Origin of the sequence: Gilliamella bombicola (genome assembly GCF_900094945.1) — a bacterium.
In the GTDB taxonomy this organism is placed as follows: Bacteria; Pseudomonadota; Gammaproteobacteria; order Enterobacterales; family Orbaceae; genus Gilliamella; species Gilliamella bombicola.
In genome coordinates this window covers 21,105-40,901 of sequence record NZ_FMAQ01000017.1, presented here as the reverse complement: position 1 = coordinate 40,901, position 19,797 = coordinate 21,105, and the positions used below count along the sequence as shown (strand labels likewise).

Here is a 19,797-nt window from a genome sequence, read left to right as displayed (position 1 = left end):
CGGACAAATTTGTCTGGAACAAATTTGAACATCTGAGCACAGCGAAGATGGCCTCGTAGAGGCGAGTATCAGGATGATACGAGTAGTGCCGTAGGCCACATTCTGCAGCCAAAGCGTGGGTTGTCAGGGAATTCGCTTTAATTCCCTGACTCGGACGTGGTTACTGTAACTATTTTGTTCGCTAAAGGTCAAAACGTCCGAAACCTCTGCACAATTTATTCTATTCACTAAAGCAAAAAAGGCCTGATTTTCCGCCCAAAAATCGGTCAGGAAAGGTATTGATTTTATTGAAGTTTTTGTTTTTCTGTTTTTTTATAAAAAAAACCATCTTTAACTCACCCCGTATATTCAGGCATAAAACAATTAGACATTTCACAACTATTGATAAAAAGTATAATATATAGCACTATTTAAATTATCGAAAAACCAATTCAACCATAAAGATAACATCATGCAAAAGTTTAATGTCAAAACCTTTCAGGGGTTAATTCTTACGTTACAAGATTACTGGGCTAATCAAGGATGCACCGTGATTCAGCCTTTAGATATGGAAGTTGGCGCGGGGACTTCTCATCCTATGACTTGTTTACGAGCCTTGGGGCCTGAGCCGATTAATGCTGCTTATGTTCAACCATCACGCCGCCCAACCGATGGTCGCTATGGCGAAAACCCAAACAGGTTACAACATTATTATCAATTTCAAGTTATCTTAAAACCTTCGCCCGATAATATCCAAGAGCTCTATTTAGGTTCGTTAAAAGAGTTGGGGCTTGATCCTACTGTTAACGATATCCGTTTTGTTGAAGACAATTGGGAAAACCCAACCCTCGGTGCATGGGGGCTTGGTTGGGAGGTTTGGTTAAATGGGATGGAAGTAACCCAGTTTACTTACTTTCAACAAGTTGGCGGGCTTGAATGTAAGCCGGTCACCGGCGAGATCACTTACGGACTTGAGCGTTTAGCAATGTATATTCAAGGCGTCGATAGCGTTTATGATTTAGTTTGGAGTGATGGTGCATTTGGTAAAACGACTTATGGTGATGTGTTCCATCAAAACGAGGTTGAGCAGTCAACATATAATTTTGAATACGCTAATGTTGAATTTTTATTTTATTGTTTTGAACAACACGAAAAAGAAGCTAAGTTTTTACTTGAGCTAGAAAAACCGCTTCCTTTGCCGGCTTATGAGCGTATTTTAAAAGCCGCCCACTGTTTTAATTTGCTTGATGCACGTAAGGCGATTTCGGTCACAGAGCGTCAACGTTATATTTTGCGTATTAGGACGTTAACAAAAATGGTGGCCGAGGCATATTATGCATCTCGTGAAGCACTTGGGTTCCCTATGTGCCAAAATTCACGCGCTAACGACAGTGCATCAAAGTAGGAATTAGAAGATTATGCAAAAAACATTCTTAGTGGAAATCGGTACCGAAGAGTTACCACCAAAATCACTCCGCACTTTAGCAGAAAGCTTTGCGGCAAATTTTATACAACAGCTTGATAATGCCAATTTAGAACATGGTGAAGTGCTTTGGTATGCTTCGCCACGTCGTTTAGCGTTAAAAGTTTTAAATTTGAGCGATACCCAGCCCGATAGCCAAATAGTTAAACGTGGTCCGGCGGTGAGTGCGGCATTTGATGCCAATGGTCATGCGACTAAAGCTGCCGAAGGTTGGGCGCGAGGTTGTGGCATTACTGTTGAGCAAGCTGAGCGTATACAAACAGATAAAGGCGAGTGGCTTTCTTATACTCAAAATCAAAAAGGTCAGCCTGTTGTTAATCTTTTATGTGATATGGTTAAAACCGCATTAAGTAAATTACCTATCCCTAAACCAATGCGTTGGGCAGCAAGACAGGTCGAATTTATTCGCCCATGTCATACGGTGACTATGTTGTATGGTGATGAGCTTGTGTCTGGTACCATTTTAGATATTGAGTCAAACCGCATTATTCGTGGCCACCGTTTTATGGGTGAACAAGAGTTTACTATCGATAATGCCGATCAGTATCCTGAAATTTTAGAGCAACGCGGTAAGGTGGTGGCTGACTATGATAAGCGTAAAGCGATCATTAAACAACAAGCCGAAGATGCCGCGGCAAAATTAAACGGTAAAGCCGACTTAACCGATAGCCTGCTTGAGGAGGTGTCGTCATTGGTGGAATGGCCTGTTGTGTTAACCGCTAAATTTGAAGAGCGTTTTTTAGCCGTTCCTGCAGAGTCGTTAGTGTATACGATGAAAGGTGATCAGAAGTATTTCCCTGTTTATGATAATCAAGGAAAATTGTTACCTAACTTTATTTTTGTTGCCAATATTGAGTCAAAAGATCCGCAGGTGGTAATTTCGGGTAATGAAAAGGTAGTTCGCCCTCGCCTTGCTGATGCTGAGTTTTTCTATAATACGGATTTGAAACAACGTTTAGAAGATCGTTTGCCTCGCCTTGATACGGTTTTATTTCAACAACAATTGGGTACGGTTAAAGATAAATCACTTCGTATTGAAGCCTTATCTGGTTTTATTGCTGAACATATAGGTACCAATGTTGAGCAAGCGAAACGAGCAGGTAAGTTGACTAAATGTGATTTAGTGACCAATACCGTTTTTGAATTCCCTGAAACGCAAGGCATTATGGGCCGTTATTTGGCACTAAAAGATGGTGAAAGCAGTGAAGTGGCCACCGCAATTGAAGAACAATATAAACCACGTTTTGCTGGCGATGAATTACCAAGTACAGCTGTGTCTTGTGCGGTTTCTATCGCTGAAAAAATGGATACTTTAGCGGGTATTTTTGGTATCGGACAGCACCCTAAAGGCGATAAAGATCCTTTTGCATTACGTCGGGCTGCAATTGGTGTTTTACGAATCATTGTTGAAAAGACACTACCGTTAGATCTTGTTGAATTAACCAGTTATGCTGCATCGTTATATGGTGATAAATTGAGTAATACAAATGTGGTTGAGGATATTGTTACTTTTATGCAAGGTCGTTTCCGCGCTTGGTATCAAGAACAAGGCTTTGCCATTGATACTATTCAAGCGGTTTTAGCGCTTAATCCAACAAAACCGGCTGATTTTGATGCGCGCATTAAAGCAGTTACTCACTTTAGAACCTTGCCAGAAGCATCGTCATTAGCCGAGGCCAATAAACGAGTGTCAAATATCTTATCTAAAGCCGAAATTACTATTCCAGAACAGATCAATGCAGCCTTGCTAGAAGCAGGTGCTGAAGGTGAATTAGCTAAAAAATTGGCAGTTTTAACCGATAAACTTTCACCTTATTTTAGTGAAGGTCGTTATCAAGATGCGTTAGTTGAATTATCATCTCTTAAAGAGACGGTCAATGCCTTTTTTGATTCTGTCATGGTTATGGTTGACAATGAACAGATTAAACTTAATCGATTAGCGCTTTTGAAAAAGTTGCAGAACTTATTCTTAAAAGTAGCGGATATTTCATTACTACAAGCCTAATTGACAAATTAAATTTTTCAACAAAATAAATGGTGGTAACAAAACCAGTTACCACAAGAAAGGAACTTTTATGGAAGTGCAAAAAAAACTGACTTTTTCTTTAATTTTTAAACAAACACTGAATTTTACTCGTAACCATGTAATGCCTATTTTGTTTGTAAGCCTAATGGTAGCGTTAGCTAATTCGGTTATTACTAACTATCTTTACTATCTTAATTTGGACCTCCAATTGTATTTAGATCTATCTCCCCATATTCCAATTTTGATTCTAGCTTTGTTAATCCATAGCACTATGAAGTCAATTAGTATTGCAACCGTTAGTAATCTTAATAGCAGCAATAAACTTAAGCCAAAGCTATTCTTGTCTAGTTTTCTATCCAGTATGCTAAAAATTCTTGGTTTTTATATTACTTTTATTTTTTTAGTCTTCTTAATAGCAATCATTTTATCTTTAGTATTTATTTGTTTAAATTTTTTATTACCTAGCATTTTGATTTTGTTATTAATTGCTTTAATACTAATTGTTCCAATTATATTTTTCTCTATTTTTTCTGATCTCTTTTTCGGGTCATTAGCTGATCCTAAACAAAAAAGTTTCGCTGATTTACTTTCGTTAAACTATCAGCTAGTAAAAAAATATTGGGCTCCTGGTCTTTTGATGTTATTAATTAGCGGTGCATTTTCTACCCTTTTGGCCAAATTGGGTATGACCTTAGATAATGAAAATATTATATTGAGTGCTATCATTTCATTCGCCTCTGCCTTTTTTGATATCTTTGTTACTAGCTTTTTCTATCGTCTTTATTCGCTAGCCACTAATACTACTAGCCAAAACTTGCCGGCAAAAGATGATTATGAAACAACCAGTAATTTGATTGTTTAACTATTCTGATCCTCACCAATTTTTGTTGGTGAGGATTAACGTGCTATGTCAATTTGCGTGTATTAATTTGTTATAACAAAACCGGTAGGATAATAACTATGACACCCGCTATTAATTTGCTTAAAAAGTTAAACATCAAATTTAACATTCACCAATATAAGCACGATCCCAACCAAATCCACTACGGACAGGAAGCTGTAGATAAGCTTGATCCAAGTTTAAATGTCACTGCCGCCCAAGTGTTTAAAACGTTGGTTGTGAGCTTAAACGGTAACCCTAAAACCTTAGCTGTTTGTGTGTTACCTGTTGATGGTCATTTAGATCTTAAAAAAGCTGCAAAAGCGTTAAATTGTAAAAAAGTAGATTTGGCAGATCCTAATTTAGCACAAAAGGTAACGGGCTATTTAGTCGGTGGAATTAGCCCTTTAGGCCAAAAACAACACTTTCCAACATTGATTGATTTAAGTGCAAATCAGCTCACTACAATGTTTATATCGGGCGGTAGAAGAGGATTAGAAATTGAAATTGCCCCTCAAGATTTGGCCGATATATTAAAGGCCACATTAACTGAAATAACCACTTAAAATTATCGGTAAAACAATTTTTAATTTGCTGTTGAGTTTAAATGTTACAAGGTGAGATTAAAAATTTAAAAAAATAGGCTGTTTTCTATTTTTAGCACATATTATTTTAGCTCAATAACAAGGGCATAAAACAATGTTCTATGCCCTTGTTATGTTCCATCAATAAAATCATCGATAGAAAAAGAATCAACTTATTTGATTGCTTCTTTTAAACTTTTACCAGATACAAATGCTGGTACTTTGCTTGCTGCAATTTTAATTTCTTTACCAGTCTTAGGGTTACGGCCTGTACGTGCTTTACGAGCATTAACTTTGAATGTGCCAAAACCAACTAATTGAACTGGTTCACCAGCTTTTAATGATTCAGTAATAGCTGCTAATGTAGCTTCTAATGCTGTTTTAGCTGCAACTTTAGTAATATCTGCTTTGCTAGCAATAGCGTCGACAAGTTCTGTTTTATTCATGGGTATATCCTTACATATTATTTTATTGTTAAAGTTAACATTACATACAAAGCAAGAATCAACAATCCTAGCTTCGTTACTGTAAACAATGTTTAGGTTACATTGCTGTTAAATGTAGTCTATATTTGATTAAGATTAAAGAAAAATTTAATAAAAAATAAAAAAATCACTCTTCAAATAGCTTAATTGCTCAAAAAAACACCAATATTACTTGTTTTAGCCGACCGTATTTCATCTTTTAAGCCTTTTATTAACTCAATCGTTTCGTTGGTTTCATCGCGTAATAATCGAAAGAGTTCCCACTGCAAATCAAACTCGTCAACAACGCTCTGTAAGTTTTGTTGTTCGTCTTCAGATAGCGCAACATTGGTTTTAGTCATTTCAAATTCGGCAACGGTAGTGGCGGATATACCACTTACCTTGGCACTATGTTCGGCTATTTCACCACTTAAATAAGAATGTAGAGCTTCACTAAGCGCCTGACAAGCATCAATAGCAGGGTAAACCATATAAGGGCTGTCGTCAGTTACCGTAGGAATAATGGCTTCTAATTTTTCAAGCTGTAAATCGAAGTTGATTTTAACATCTTCAACCAGTAATGATTCCCAGACTAAATCTAGTATTTTTTTGTAGCTCTTTGCATCTTCTTCATTTTGTTGTTGCTGGCAATAAAAAACAAAATTGGGATACATTCGTTCACATAGGCAAGCCATAAATAAACGTTGTTGCCATTGTGGTAACTTTTCTATTCTTAATTGAATAGGGTTTTTAATCATGATGAAACCTTTTAGACTTTTGATGCACTGCGTCAATTAAATATTGCACATGTTCAACGGGAATATCTTGATGAATACCGTGACCTAAATTAAAAATATGACCAGAATAAGCACCAAATTCGTTAAGAATGGTGCTAACATTAGATTCGATTGTAAGTTTATCAGCATATAAAACGGATGGATCTAAGTTGCCTTGTACGGCAATTTTTCCCTTTGAGGCAATTGAGCTCAAATTTACAGTCCAGTCAACACCAATAGCATCACAACCTGTATTGGCAATACTATCGAACCATAATCCTCCACCCTTTGTAAAAAGCGTGACAGGTACATAAGAGGTGATGTCTGACGTTTTATGACCACGTTTTAATTTTGATAAGATTAATTGCATATAATGCAATGAGAATGTTTGATAACTTTGATGGCTCAATACTCCACCCCAAGTATCAAAAATCATAATAGATTGTGCTCCGGCTTCAATTTGGGCATTTAAGTACAAGGCCACGCTATCAGCAAGCTTTTCAAGTAGTCGATGTAGCGCTTTAGGTTCGCTATAAAGCATTTTTTTTATTTTAGTAAACGCTTTACTGCTCCCTCCTTCTATCATGTAGGTTGCTAATGTCCATGGACTGCCTGAAAATCCAATTAACGGTACTTTGCCATTGAGCTCTTTTTGAGTTAAACGAATCGCCTCCATCACATAATTAAGTGATTGATTTGGATCAGGAATCGGTAATTTCTCAATATCAGACATGCAAGTAATCGATTTTGTAAATTTAGGCCCTTCACCTGCCTCAAAATGTAAACCAAGCCCCATAGCATCAGGAATGGTTAAAATATCAGAAAAGATAATAGCAGCATCAAGTTTATATCGTGCTATGGGCTGTAAAGTCGCTTCGCAAGCGAGCTCGGGCGTTTGACATAAAGTCATAAAATCCCCTGCTTTTGCTCTTAACTGGCGATACTCAGATAAATAGCGACCAGCTTGACGCATCATCCAAATCGGTGTGTAGTCCACTGGTAAACATTGCAAAGCACGTAAATAACGATCATTTTTTAATTGGCTCATATCTTCAGTTCTTTCAATAAAGAGGTTAGTTTGTCAAAAATTTCAGGAAAGTATGCGTTTAAATATCAAAATCACATTTTTTATCTATTATTTGTGCTCTAAACCTGAGGTTGTGATAATGTATTTTGAGCATAACAGATCAAAGCTTCAGAGATATTTTTCATTACACTACTTTCTGGAGCAAAACGATGCCAATATAACATTCGTCTTTGATATAACCCTTCCGTTAAATTGATTAATTCACCACTTTTTAATTCTTGTTCAACCTGTAATTTTGGTAGCATACAACACGCTGAACCTTGTTTAGCTAGTTGTACAAAGGCTTCAGATGAACTGGTAATATGGCAAATTACACTGCCTGGCGTGAGATTGAAGTTTTCTTGCAAAAACGCTTGATGCATGTCATCTAGATGGTCAAATGCAACTGCTGGAGCTTTTAATAATGAGGAGCGAGTTACACCATTTGGAAAGTATTTTTTAGCAAAATCAGGAGAGGCCACAAAAATATAGTCTAGTGCACCTAATAAATCAGATAGGCAACCCGGTAAAGGGTTAGCTTGAATGCTAATTGCAGCAACCACGGTGCCTAAACGCAATAGCTCTAGCGTATGCTCTTCGTCTTTAACTTGTATATCAAACCGTAAGATATTTTTATCTAAAACTGGTTTTAATGCAGGTAATAACCAAGTCGCTAACGAATCGGCATTGATTGCAATAGATAATGATAACGGTGTTGTATTTTGTTCATTATCCCCCAACCATTGTTGTTCTAATAACTCAACTTGGTGCAATAACCCTAAAAGATGTTCACCTTGTTTAGTGGCTTTTGGTGGAATGGTTCTGACCAATAATTGCTGACCAAAAAAGCTTTCTAATTGTTTAATACGTTGCGATACCGCAGGTTGTGTTATACACAACTTATCTGCTGCTCGTTCAAATCCTCGCTCTTTTATCACTGCATCTAATGCTTGTAATGCTCTATAATCTGGACGCTTCATAATCTCTTTAATAATGATTTGCTCATTGCTTGAATATTTAAACTAATTTAATACCGCAATAAATTATAAATATATTAAAAATTAATATATTTTCTTAAAATCCTAATGATTTTTGCTTTCCAATTAGTTACTATGCCATATCTTCAATGATTTTGCTTTCAAAATTTTATTTTTTTAACAAAAATTATCCTCAAATTAGGGTGATATCATGACTCAAGACGAATTAAAAAAAGCTGTAGGTTGGTCTGCATTAAAATTTATCAAACCTGATTCTTATGTCGGTGTGGGAACTGGCTCAACAGCATCCCATTTTATTGATGCATTAGCAACAATTAAAGATCAGATCAAAGGGACTGTTTCAAGTTCAGAAGCATCAACTCAAAAATTAAAAAGCTATGGCATTCCGGTATTAGATTGTAACCAAGTCGATAGCTTAGATGTTTATGTCGATGGTGCCGATGAAATCAATCATCATTTACAAATGATTAAAGGTGGTGGCGCAGCTTTAACCCGCGAAAAAATTGTTTCAGCCATTGCTAAGCAATTTATTTGTATTGTTGATGAGTCAAAAGTGGTTGATGTATTAGGCTCATTTCCATTACCAGTTGAAGTAATTCCTATGGCTCGTTCTTATGTTGCTCGCGAATTATTTAAACTGGGTGGAAAACCAATATATCGTCAAGGTGTAGTCACTGATAATGGTAATGTTATTTTGGATGTTCATGATCTCATCATCGCAAAGCCAATGGAATTAGAAAATAAAATTAATAGTATTGCAGGTGTGGTCACCGTTGGCTTATTTGCGAATAAAGGCGCTGATATTGCACTAGTTGGGTGTAGCACGGGTGTAAAAGAGCTCAGATAAGATCATTTGTTAGAATAAATTTAAGAGAGGAAATAATGGTTATTCAGACTTTAACCAAAGATGAAAACAAATTTTTGTTACTTGAGGGCATCCACCCTAGCGCAATAGATGTATTAAAATCCGCAGGCTTTACCAATATCGAATATCATAAAGGAGCATTATCGCCCGAAGAACTACAACAAGCCTTAAAGGATGTCCGTTTTATTGGGATCCGCTCAAGAACACAGTTAACCAAAGATATCATCGACGCAGCGCCAAAACTCGCTGGCATTGGCTGTTTTTGTATTGGCACCAATCAAGTGGATCTTGATGCGGCAACGGTGAAAGGCATTCCAGTATTTAATGCGCCATTTTCTAATACTCGATCAGTTGCTGAACTTGTTTTAGCTGAAGCAATTTTGTTATTGCGCCGAGTGCCTGAAGCAAACGCTAAAGCACACCAAGGCAAATGGAATAAGATTGCCACCGGTTCGCACGAGGCACGTGGTAAAAATTTAGGCATCATTGGCTATGGCCATATTGGTAGCCAATTAAGCATTTTAGCTGAATCACTAGGGATGAATGTCTATTTTTATGATATCGAAACAAAACTGCCTTTAGGTAATGCTAAACAAATTTCAACAATGAAAGAGTTATTGGCTATAAGCGATATAGTCACCATGCATGTGCCGGAAAACGCAACGACCATAAAAATGATCAGTGATAACGAAATCGATGCTATGAAATCAGGTTCAATTTTGATTAATGCTTCACGCGGTAGAGTCATCGATATTGATGCATTAACTAAAGCGCTAAACACTCATAAATTGAGCGGTGCAGCCATTGATGTTTTCCCAACTGAACCGGCTAGTAATAACGATCCGTTTGAATCACCATTGTGCCAATTTGATAACGTGATTATTACACCACACATTGGTGGTTCAACAAGCGAAGCACAAGAAAACATTGGTATTGAAGTTGCTACAAAACTAGCTAAATACTCAGACACTGGCGCAACGCTTTCAGCGGTTAATTTTCCAGAAGCCTCTTTACCAATTCCAGCTAAAGGCGCAAGCCGTTTTATCAATATTCACCATAATCAACCCGGTGTATTAACCGCCATTAATACCTTATTTGCCGAACAAGGTTTGAATATTTCGGCCCAGTACTTACAAACCGATCCTAAAATTGGTTATGTTGTAATTGATATTGATAGAGTTGAACAAAGCAAAGCTGAAGAATTGTTAGTGAAACTGAAAAATGTATCAGGGACAATCCGAGCCAGACTGTTATTTTAAGCGATTCAAACTAGGTAGATGGATTAACATTATTTTTTACAATAGGTTGATCCATCTAAAATAAGCTTTAAATCAATTTTATTTATTTTTTCTAACCGTATTTAGATAATGCTATTTTTATATTATTTATCAATCACTTTTACTTTAATCACTTTAATACCTTTTTGCATTAGTGCATCATAATATCTATCATCTAAATTATCATCAGTGATAATTGTATCGACAGCACTTAGCTCACAAACTACATTTGGGCTACGTCGTCCAAATTTAGTTGAGTCAGCTAATAATATTAATTTTGCTGCTGCTTTGCTCATCGCCACACTACCGTGATAACTTTCATTAAAAGTTGTTATGCCACCCACTAAATCTACTCCATCGGCGCCCATAAATAGTTTATCAAATGTATAAAGTTCAAATGCGGCTGCTGTCGATACACTATTACTGTGAAAAGAGGCTGATTTTCGACGAAAGGTCCCCCCAGATAGAATAATGGTATAATTATTATTGTAAGCAACTAGCTCGTTTACTATATGTAGGCTATTAGTCAAAATAGTCAGATTATCGAATTTAGCAAGCATAGGTATCATTTGTGCAACGGTACTACCAGAATCAAAAATAATTGAATCGCCCTCATGAATCAGGTTAGCCGCTTCTTCTGCTATTGCTTTTTTCGATGCTGTATTAATGTAAGTTTTATGATCGATGGCTCTATCACCAACTTCACGATTTAACATAGCACCACCATAAGTACGTAAAACCAAACCACTTTGGTGAAGCTGGGTTAAATCTTTTCGAATAGTTGTTCCTGTTGTTTTAAAATGTTCAACCAATTCATCAACACTAACCTGTCCATGGTTTTGGAGGTATTCTAAAATAGCTGTTTGTCGTAGCCTTACTTTCATACAAAAAATTCCATCATTATTAGTATACAAAAATTTTTATTTTACAAAATATTATACTGTACAATGAAAGAAATTACTTTTTAAAATAAAAGATAATTTTCAATTATTTGCCGTTAAGGCAGTAGTTAATGCACTTTGTGATGCTGCATCATTCGGAAATATCTTTTCTGGAATGATTTTTGATACTGATAATCCGTGTAATTGTAAAATGGGTTTAGGTAAAGCAAATACCGTTATCCCCTTCATTATGACTGAATCGATAACGACTTTATTTTCATCTAATGAAATTGCAATTAATACCCTTGGCATAAACCGTTTACCTTTGCTACGACCAACGCCTAAATAAGTGCCTTTTTTCATAGCTAAGAAAGCTTGATTAAAACGGCGAATTTGAAACCAACTAAAAACGATTTGGATACACCAAGCAATTAAGGCAATAGTAATTAACGTGGTTGTCATATTTGTGGTTTTCCATTTTATTTAAGTTAGAATAAAAAGTGCGATAAGTCGTAAATTAACTTTCGCACTTTATTTTAACTAAAACATTACTTGTCCACCTGTAATGTTGATTGATTGTCCTGTGCAATAAGATGCTTTATCGCTTGCATAAAATAGTAATACGTTAAGGACATCTTGATAATCACAACCACGTTTTAACGGCACTTTATCAATATAAACTTGCTCAACTTGCTCATCTGGAATACCTAATTTTTTAGCATATTGAGGTATTAATGATTGGAACATTGGTGATTTTAATAAATTCCCCAACATTAATGAGTTTACCGTAATACCATAATCAGCGAGATCAAGTGCCAGTGATTGCGTTAATCCAACACCACCAAATTTAGCTGCACTATAACCAGAATTATGCTTACTACCTACTTTGCCTGATTTGGAGTTAATTTGGATAATTCGTCCATGAGTTTTGTGTTTTACCATTAATTTAGCAAACTCACGCGCACATAAAAAATAGCCAGTAAGATTTACATTAACTGATAATTGAAAATCACTTAATGTAAAATTAGTAATAGGTGCAGCTCTTGCAATACCCGCACTGTAGACCATTAGGTCAACACGTTTGAATGTATTATCAGTATCTTGAGCAAGTTTAATTACACTGTCTTCATTTGTTGCATCAACAGCAAAACCTTTTGCTGTACCTGCTCCATGTTTTTTGTTAATTTCTTCTGCCACTTTATTTGCATTAGTAACATTTAAATCAGCAACAACAACTTTGTATCCTGCATCGGCTATGCCTTTACATAAAAATTCGCCTAAAGTTTGGCCACCACCTACAACGACTGCTACTTGTTTCATTTTTAAGTTCCTTAGTCATTTAAAATTATAATTTCATCACCCACAGAAAGTTGATCTGGTACATCACCTTTTACATGTACCGTTCCAGGCAATTCAGCCTGATGATTACCATCAAATCTTAATGTGATATGTCCCAACTCTCGAAAATTGATACTGCCTACATCACCGACTGCAGTAATTTCATAAACATGTTTACCTAATTTAATTTCCTGACCTACTTGCAAGTCTTGCTGCAAATCATCATGACTGTGAACAAAACAGTACTCAGCTAAATCTGCTGGTGCGCCATTCTTAAACAGGATTAGCATTCCATCAGCTAATGCCTCTTGGGCAAATTCACCAATTTGATTAATTTTTGAATGATAGATAACATTTGCCATTATTAACCTTCCGTCCGCTTAAGATGGGATTTATCCATCCCATTTTTTAATTTATTGATATATAAATAATGAAACAGCCCATGCAATTAAGACCGTTGGTGCGCCAGTTAAAAAACGACTAACCAACACAGATGGAACCCCTACTCTCACTGTATCTTGTTTAGCTTCAGCTAGTGATAACCCCACAGGAATAAAGTCACATGCAGCTTGAGCATTAATAGCAAACAATGCAGGTAATGCTAAATGAGGAGGAATATTACCAAGCCCAATTTGTACACCAACTAAAGTACCAATAACTTGAGCAATAACCGCGCCAGGACCTAAGAAAGGAGAAAGTAATGGGAAAGAACAGATCAAGGCTAATATAACAAGTCCAAATGGGTTGTTTGCTAGAGGAACAAGCCCATGGGCAATAAAATTACCTAATCCCGATGCAATGATGATTCCAATTAATGCTGATACAAACGCCATAAAAGGAAGTATTGTTTTAAGTACCGTATCAATAGTATCACGACCAGCTTGGAAGAAAACGGCAACGCCAGATCCCATACCAATACCAATCCTTGCTAGTAATCCGTCGCTTTGTTCAGTAATTTTTTTACTGCTGTCATATTCCTTAAATTCAGCTGATTTATTATTTGTTTGCGGTTCTTTGGCTGCTGATGCCATTTCGCTTACGCTATCACCTTCTTTTTCTATCAATTTGATATTGTTTGTCTTTACTGCTGAAACATAAATATCTTCAACAATATATTGGGCAAGAGGACCTGATTTACCTGTTGCATGAATATTGACAGTTGGTACGCGGTTTTTTGGATAGATACCACAACGTAACGTTCCACCGCAATCAATAACCGCTACACCGATTTCCTCTTTAGGTGGTTCACCTTCTTTGAATCCATCAATAGCTTCCCACCCGGTTAATTCTGCTAATGTATCAACAATCGCTGGACGAGTTCCTGCTGCAATATAGACAATTTTTTTCCCTGCAATGACAGGAAGTTCCAAAGGCCCACCCCAACCAGCTTCGCCTCTTTCAATACGAATAAATTTAGCCATTTTTATATTCCTTATAATTTTACAGATGAACTTTTCTTTCTAATTTAATACCCATTTTTCTTTCAAAAATGGCTGTACAAAAGTCAGTAATCCAACCTCTAAAAAAGTTAGTGCCTAAACCAACAAGGAAATAGCTCACAGCAAGAGGACCTAAAGGTAAATGTAATGTAGTTAAACCTGCCGCTATCCCCAAATAAACAAAGAGCTCACCAGGGTTAACGTGTGGAAATAATCCATTCATTGAATGGCAACTATAAGATGAAGCTGCATAGTAGCTTGGTTTGTAAAACTCTGGCATAAAACGACCTAAACTTAATGTCATCGGATTACAAAAAACAAAAGTACCAATAAGCGGTAACAGTAAATATCTAGAAATGGGATTACCCGCACAAGCTTGCGCTAAACGCTCAATACGTTCTTGCCCAATAAATTTAATCACTGCATTCATTACAACAAGTAATGAAATTAATAATGGTAAAATTCCCGTTACCATCCCAACAAATACTTTTCCGCCTTCTTGGAATAAACCAATAAACCATTCAGCACCAAATGAAATAGCATCAATCATATTGTCTCCTATTGAGTTGAATTCGAGTTGATAATATCAACACCAAACCACAAAAACTTTTAAATAGATCACAATTTGAAAAAATATCTTTCAATTTAAAAGAAAATTAACACAAAAAACAATTAATTTAAAATAAAGCAAATAAATGAAAGTGATAGATTGCTGAAATAACAGTAATAGCTAAAAATAGCTGATTTTTATTGGACATTAATTGTGAGTTGGCGTAACTTGGTACAAAAGCGTTGTTTTATTATTCAATTTAAGGAGAATATATTATGGCTAAAAGTATTACCTCAGCAAAAAAATTACAACAAACAGCAATTTTATTCCCTACTGACTTAGGTCAAAAAGCGTCAAAAGATATTTCTGGAGCAATGAATTCTGTTTTAGCAGATGTTTTTGCTTTATATTTAAAAACTAAAAACTTTCATTGGCATGTTAGTGGTCCTCATTTCCGTGATTACCATTTAATGTTAGATGATCATGGTGAAGAACTATTTGCCATGACAGATCCAATTGCAGAACGTGTACGTAAATTAGGCGGAACAACACTACGTTCAATCGGTCATATCGCTAAATTACAAAGCATTTCTGATAATGATGCTGATTTTGTTGAACCATCAGATATGCTTGCCGAACTTTGCCAAGATAATGTAAGACTAACAGAACGTATGCGTGTAGCACATGATATCTGTGATAAGTACAACGATACGGCTACAGCAAGTTTAATTGAAGAGTGGATAGATCAAACGGAACAACGTGCATGGTTCTTATTTGAAGCCGGACGAAAAGTCGACTCATCAGGACATTAATAAATAATTATTAATGAATAAAATAAGAGGCATATTCAGTGCCTCTTATTAAAAATATGTGGAGATTTAAGATGAGTAAAAAAATTGCTGTACTGGTTGGGAGTTTACGTAAAGACTCTTATAACTTAAAAGTAGCAAAAGTTTTTCAGAAAATAGCACCACCATCACTTTCGTTACAAATTATCCAAATTGGGGATTTACCTTTATATAATGAAGATATTGATAATAATGCCCCTCCGGCCTCTTATTCTCGTTTTCGTCAAGAAATAGCCGATTGTCAGGGTGTTATTTTTGTGACACCAGAATATAATCGGGGCTTACCGGCAGTGATCAAAAATGCTATAGATGTTGGTTCGCGTCCTTATGGTAAGAGTGTTTGGTCAAAAAAACCTGCAGCGGTTGTTTCCGTTTCACAAGGTGCAATTGGTGGGTTTGGCGCTAATCATCAATTACGACAATCTTTAGTCTTTTTAGATATGCCAACATTACAACAACCTGAAGCTTATATTGGCAATATAAATGCTGCTTTTGATGAAAGCGGTAATATTACCTCTAAAAGTGAAGAGTTTTTAACTGTTATCATTAATAGCTATGCTAGCTGGGTTGAAAAGTTAAGCCAATAACGCTTTATTTTACTATTCACAGTCAATATAATTGGCTGTGTTTTCTTAGCAAGCAAATTAATTCGTTTTCTCATGCCTATATTTTTTCCTAATAGTGAACAAAAATTGTTACATCGTGCGCAGTTAGTGGCGGGTTATACTTTTGGAGAAATAGCACAATATTTAAACATTCCTATCCCCGCGGATTTAAGCAAACAAAAAGGTTGGGTAGGTAATCTTATCGAAATTTTTTTAGGTGCTAATGCTGGTAGTAAGGCTGAACGTGATTTTGCCAATTTAGGGATTGAACTGAAAACGATTCCCGTTGATAAACAAGGTAAACCGTTAGAAACGACTTTTGTCAGCGTCACACCATTAATGGCTAATCATGGCGTTATTTGGGAAACTAGCCATGTTAAATATAAACTAACAAAAGTACTTTGGATTCCAATAGAAGGCGAAAGAACGATTCCTCTTGCTGACCGAAAAGTAGGAAAACCTATTTTGTGGACACCAACTCAAGAACAAGAGCGACAACTCAAGCAAGACTGGGAAGAATTAATGGATATGATAGCGCTAGGGCAGGTTGAAAAAATTACCGCTCATTATGGCACCTATCTACAACTCAGACCCAAAGCGGCCAATGGACAAGCACTTACTGAAGCAATTGGTGAAAATGGGCAAATTATTTTAACTCGCCCTAGAGGATTTTATCTTAAAAAGTCATTTACTATGCAAATTTTAGATAATGCAATGAAGTCTTAATAGTTTTTCACACACCATTACACATCAAAATCATCACCTTCAAGCTTTAAAAACAAATCACATTAATAATCATACAAATATCATTTTTTACAAAAACAAATAATATTATTTTTATTTATTTGGCACAAAAATCAAATCTATATCACATTTTTTCACATTAGTGATTTACTTAGATCAAATGTGAGAATAAATTCAATTTAACATTTGTGAAACATTAAGAGAATTTGTGAGGGTTTAATATGAATTTTATTTTATCTGGGCATGGAAATATTGCTATTGAAATGAAAAAAAGTATTGAAATGATAGCGGGAAAATACCTTAATTTATATGCAATAACCTTTGAACCTGGTGAAGGTATTGATAGTTTGCAAGATAAATATCTAAAAATTATTAACCAATCAGAAAACCAACAATTCATTATTATCACAGATATTTTTTCTGGTAGTCCTTATAACGCGGCAGCAATATTAGCGCTGAAACTAAGAAATATTGAAGTTATCAGTGGGCTCTCCTTACCACTTTGTTTGGAGTTATTAAATTCTGATTACTCCTTAATCAATATTGAAAACGCATTTGAACAACTGGACAACGTCAAATTGGATTTTATCAAGTCATTCAAATCATTATCTAAAAATGCATGTATAGAGGAGGATCTATAAATGATTATAAATTTAGTTCGTATTGATGATCGTTTAATTCACGGACAAGTGACAACTGTTTGGACCAAAGAAGCCAAAGCAGAAAGAATAATTGTTGTAAGTGATGAAGTTGCCAATGATGAGATCCGTGCAACACTCGTTAAACAAGCAGCCCCTCCAGGCACTAAAGTTTCGGTGGTGAGCATTGAAAAAGCTGTAGCTGTTTATAAAAACATAAAATATGAACATGATACCGTATTTTATCTATTTACCAATCCAACCGATGTGTTGCGCTTAATTCAAGCAGGCGTTCCTATTAAAAATGTCAATATTGGAGGTATGTCATTCAAAGCTGGTAAAAAACAAATTACTAAAGCTGTTTCTGTTGATGAAAACGACGTATCGGCATTTAGAAAAATGCATGATATTGGAGTAAATCTTTATTTAAAAGTGGTGATTACCGATCCTTTTGTCGATTTTATCAAACTTCTTGAACAAGAATTTCCATATTAATAATCACTATTAATAACAAAATAGGAGGCAATAATGGAGATTTCATTATTTCAAATCATATTAGTTTTTATTTTTTCTTGTGTGGCTGGTATGGGGAGTGTGCTGGATGAGTTTCAAACCCATCGTCCATTAATTTCCTGTACTGTAATTGGTTTAATTTTAGGAGACGTCAAAACTGGAATTATTCTTGGAGGTACATTGGAACTTATCGCATTAGGTTGGATGAACATTGGAGCAGCGCAGTCACCCGATTCAGCATTAGCCAGTGTTATATCAACTATTTTAGTTGTGGTCGGTAAACAAGATATCCAAACAGGTATCGCTATCGCATTGCCAGTTGCTGCAGCAGGCCAAGTACTTACGGTATTTGCTAGAACCATCACTGTGGCCTTTCAACATGAAGCAGATAGTGCAGCTGAAAAAGTCCAATTTAGAAAAATAGAATTATTACATTTTAGTGCACTTTTTGTTCAAGCGCTAAGAGTGGCAATTCCGGCGACATTAGTTGCTATATATGTTGATGCAAACACAGTAAATAGATTATTAAATTTATTACCCGATATTGTTACTGGCGGCCTTGCTGTTGCTGGTGGATTTATTGTGGTTGTCGGTTATGCCATGGTTTTAAATATGATGATGGTCAAATACTTAGCACCATTTTTCTATCTGGGTTTTATTTTGGGTGGATACCTAAACTTTAGCCTCCTGTCATTTGGTATTTTAGGGGTCATCTTTGCCATTATTTATGTTCAATTAAATTCTAAATTTAATACGGTTAAAAACAATGAAGATTCAATAAATCGATCAACAAATAGCAGACCAATCATTGCCGATGATGAATTAGATGATTAATTAACAAGGATTTTATTATGAAAGAAATGATAAATACCATTCAAAAGAAAGATATTATTAGTACGTTTATTCGATCTAATTTCCAACAAGCTTCTTTTAACTATGAACGAATTCACGCTTTGGCATTTTGTGTGGATATGATACCAACAATAAAACGAGTCTATAAAACAAAAGAAGAACAACGTGAAGCCTTAAAACGACACCTCGCTTTTTTTAATACTACTCCTGCGATGTGTGGCCCTATACTTGGTGTCACAATGGCAATGGAAGAAGCAAGAGCTAACGGTGCACCTATTACAGATGGGACGATTAACAGTTTAAAAATTGGATTGATGGGACCTTTAGCCGGTGTCGGTGATCCATTGGTATGGGGAACACTTCGCCCAATCACAGCAGCACTCGGTGCTTCATTAGCACTTTCTGGAAATATAGCCGGTCCATTGCTGTTTTTTATTCTGTTTAATTTAGTTAGGCTTGCTATGAAATGGTATGGATTGACTTATGGTTTATCGAAAGGAATAGGTATTGTTAAAGATCTTTCCGGCAATATTTTACCAAAATTGACAGAAGGTGCATCAATTCTTGGATTATTTATCATGGGAGTGTTGGTCACAAAATGGACTTCAATTAACGTTCCATTAGTTGTATCTCAAACAGCTGACATAAATGGTAACCAAATCACAATGACAGTTCAAAGTATACTTAATGATCTTGTCCCTGGCTTATTACCGCTTGGCTTAACACTCTTAATGATGAAACTACTCAGGAAAAAAGTAAGTCCAATAATGCTAATTTTTATACTTTTTGCTGTAGGTATAATTGGATATGGTTTAGGAATACTTGCTTAACAAAATGATAACTAAATGTTTATTAAAATTTAATGGGTTTTAAGTTCAATAACTAAAATTCAAAAAGTACGCAAAAAGGTTAGTCAGTTATTTTATTTATTCTAACACAATACAAATAAAATCTTTCAGCCTTTTTGTGTCTGCCCTTCAACAAGATTTAA

23 protein-coding genes are annotated in these 19,797 nt (G+C 35.7%); 13 read left to right on the top strand and 10 right to left on the bottom strand.

From position 1 onward, the window contains the following. The first annotated feature begins 451 nt into the window (after positions 1-451). From glyQ to ybaK, 4 genes are all read left to right on the top strand, one after another. On the top strand, positions 452-1,384 hold the full coding sequence (glyQ, locus tag GA0061081_RS10235; RefSeq protein ID WP_091350656.1) for a glycine--tRNA ligase subunit alpha: 933 nt from the start codon (positions 452-454) through the stop codon (positions 1,382-1,384). Positions 1,385-1,394: 10 nt separating this feature from the next. After that, a complete protein-coding gene (gene glyS, locus GA0061081_RS10230; protein WP_091350655.1) occupies positions 1,395-3,467 on the top strand; it encodes a glycine--tRNA ligase subunit beta in 2,073 nt (690 codons plus the stop codon). A 229-nt stretch (positions 3,468-3,696) separates the two neighbouring features. After that, positions 3,697-4,350, top strand: coding sequence for a hypothetical protein (locus tag GA0061081_RS10225; RefSeq protein ID WP_141683370.1), 654 nt, complete (start codon positions 3,697-3,699; stop codon positions 4,348-4,350). Positions 4,351-4,448: 98 nt separating this feature from the next. Continuing rightward, on the top strand, positions 4,449-4,934 hold the full coding sequence (ybaK, locus tag GA0061081_RS10220; RefSeq protein ID WP_091350650.1) for a Cys-tRNA(Pro) deacylase: 486 nt from the start codon (positions 4,449-4,451) through the stop codon (positions 4,932-4,934). A 191-nt stretch (positions 4,935-5,125) separates the two neighbouring features. Here the strand turns inward: ybaK and GA0061081_RS10215 are convergent, their stop codons facing one another. From GA0061081_RS10215 to GA0061081_RS10200, 4 genes are all read right to left on the bottom strand, one after another. Further along, complete coding sequence (locus GA0061081_RS10215; RefSeq protein ID WP_065558407.1) at positions 5,126-5,398, bottom strand: HU family DNA-binding protein; 273 nt, start codon at positions 5,396-5,398, stop codon at positions 5,126-5,128. A gap of 182 nt (positions 5,399-5,580) precedes the next feature. After that, the gene (locus GA0061081_RS10210; RefSeq protein ID WP_091350648.1) at positions 5,581-6,174 is read right to left on the bottom strand and encodes a YjaG family protein; all 594 of its coding nucleotides are present in this window, start codon (positions 6,172-6,174) and stop codon (positions 5,581-5,583) included. Further along, the gene (hemE, locus tag GA0061081_RS10205; protein ID WP_091350646.1) at positions 6,167-7,240 is read right to left on the bottom strand and encodes a uroporphyrinogen decarboxylase; all 1,074 of its coding nucleotides are present in this window, start codon (positions 7,238-7,240) and stop codon (positions 6,167-6,169) included. Before hemE ends, GA0061081_RS10210 begins: the two co-directional genes overlap by 8 nt. Before the next feature lie 98 nt (positions 7,241-7,338). Then, positions 7,339-8,238 carry a LysR family transcriptional regulator ArgP gene (locus tag GA0061081_RS10200; protein WP_091350644.1) on the bottom strand — a complete coding sequence of 300 codons (900 nt, stop codon included), beginning with the start codon at positions 8,236-8,238 and terminating at the stop codon, positions 7,339-7,341. A 208-nt stretch (positions 8,239-8,446) separates the two neighbouring features. On the opposite strand from GA0061081_RS10200, the gene rpiA reads away from it, so the two are divergent. After that, the gene (gene rpiA, locus GA0061081_RS10195; protein WP_091350642.1) at positions 8,447-9,103 is read left to right on the top strand and encodes a ribose-5-phosphate isomerase RpiA; all 657 of its coding nucleotides are present in this window, start codon (positions 8,447-8,449) and stop codon (positions 9,101-9,103) included. 35 nt (positions 9,104-9,138) lie between these two features. Beyond that, positions 9,139-10,380, top strand: coding sequence for a phosphoglycerate dehydrogenase (serA, locus tag GA0061081_RS10190; protein ID WP_091350640.1), 1,242 nt, complete (start codon positions 9,139-9,141; stop codon positions 10,378-10,380). Positions 10,381-10,502: 122 nt separating this feature from the next. Here serA and srlR read toward each other — a convergent pair whose 3' ends face one another. The 6 genes from srlR to srlA all read right to left on the bottom strand — a co-directional run bounded on the left by srlR (position 10,503) and on the right by srlA (position 14,606). Next, positions 10,503-11,282, bottom strand: a complete 780-nt coding sequence (gene srlR / locus GA0061081_RS10185; protein ID WP_091350639.1) for a glucitol operon DNA-binding transcriptional repressor SrlR — start codon at positions 11,280-11,282, stop codon at positions 10,503-10,505. A 99-nt stretch (positions 11,283-11,381) separates the two neighbouring features. After that, the gene (locus GA0061081_RS10180; RefSeq protein WP_091350637.1) at positions 11,382-11,741 is read right to left on the bottom strand and encodes a transcriptional regulator GutM; all 360 of its coding nucleotides are present in this window, start codon (positions 11,739-11,741) and stop codon (positions 11,382-11,384) included. Between the two features lie 78 nt (positions 11,742-11,819). Next, entirely contained in the window at positions 11,820-12,599 is a 780-nt protein-coding gene (gene srlD, locus GA0061081_RS10175) for a sorbitol-6-phosphate dehydrogenase (protein ID WP_091350635.1), read from the bottom strand. Positions 12,600-12,610: 11 nt separating this feature from the next. Continuing rightward, positions 12,611-12,979, bottom strand: a complete 369-nt coding sequence (gene srlB / locus GA0061081_RS10170; protein ID WP_091350633.1) for a PTS glucitol/sorbitol transporter subunit IIA — start codon at positions 12,977-12,979, stop codon at positions 12,611-12,613. A gap of 51 nt (positions 12,980-13,030) precedes the next feature. Beyond that, positions 13,031-14,038 (bottom strand): PTS glucitol/sorbitol transporter subunit IIB, encoded by a 1,008-nt coding sequence (gene srlE, locus GA0061081_RS10165; protein WP_091350630.1) that lies wholly within the window; start codon positions 14,036-14,038, stop codon positions 13,031-13,033. A 19-nt stretch (positions 14,039-14,057) separates the two neighbouring features. Continuing rightward, the gene (gene srlA, locus GA0061081_RS10160) at positions 14,058-14,606 is read right to left on the bottom strand and encodes a PTS glucitol/sorbitol transporter subunit IIC (RefSeq protein ID WP_091350628.1); all 549 of its coding nucleotides are present in this window, start codon (positions 14,604-14,606) and stop codon (positions 14,058-14,060) included. Between the two features lie 275 nt (positions 14,607-14,881). On the opposite strand from srlA, the gene GA0061081_RS10155 reads away from it, so the two are divergent. The 7 genes from GA0061081_RS10155 (at position 14,882) to GA0061081_RS10125 (ending at position 19,636) form a co-directional block, all read left to right on the top strand. Further along, complete coding sequence (locus GA0061081_RS10155; protein ID WP_091350626.1) at positions 14,882-15,418, top strand: Dps family protein; 537 nt, start codon at positions 14,882-14,884, stop codon at positions 15,416-15,418. Positions 15,419-15,489: 71 nt separating this feature from the next. Continuing rightward, the gene (locus GA0061081_RS10150) at positions 15,490-16,041 is read left to right on the top strand and encodes an NADPH-dependent FMN reductase (RefSeq protein WP_091350625.1); all 552 of its coding nucleotides are present in this window, start codon (positions 15,490-15,492) and stop codon (positions 16,039-16,041) included. A 72-nt stretch (positions 16,042-16,113) separates the two neighbouring features. Further along, a complete protein-coding gene (mutH, locus tag GA0061081_RS10145; RefSeq protein WP_091350624.1) occupies positions 16,114-16,785 on the top strand; it encodes a DNA mismatch repair endonuclease MutH in 672 nt (223 codons plus the stop codon). A 239-nt stretch (positions 16,786-17,024) separates the two neighbouring features. Then, positions 17,025-17,444: a PTS sugar transporter subunit IIA gene (locus GA0061081_RS10140; protein ID WP_091350623.1), complete on the top strand. Its 420-nt coding sequence runs from the start codon at positions 17,025-17,027 to the stop codon at positions 17,442-17,444. Then, positions 17,445-17,936, top strand: a complete 492-nt coding sequence (locus GA0061081_RS10135; protein ID WP_091350622.1) for a PTS sugar transporter subunit IIB — start codon at positions 17,445-17,447, stop codon at positions 17,934-17,936. Positions 17,937-17,969: 33 nt separating this feature from the next. Then, entirely contained in the window at positions 17,970-18,788 is an 819-nt protein-coding gene (locus GA0061081_RS10130) for a PTS mannose/fructose/sorbose transporter subunit IIC (protein WP_091350621.1), read from the top strand. A 26-nt stretch (positions 18,789-18,814) separates the two neighbouring features. After that, positions 18,815-19,636, top strand: a complete 822-nt coding sequence (locus GA0061081_RS10125) for a mannose/fructose/sorbose PTS transporter subunit IID (protein ID WP_209435405.1) — start codon at positions 18,815-18,817, stop codon at positions 19,634-19,636. Positions 19,637-19,797: the final 161 nt, after the last annotated feature.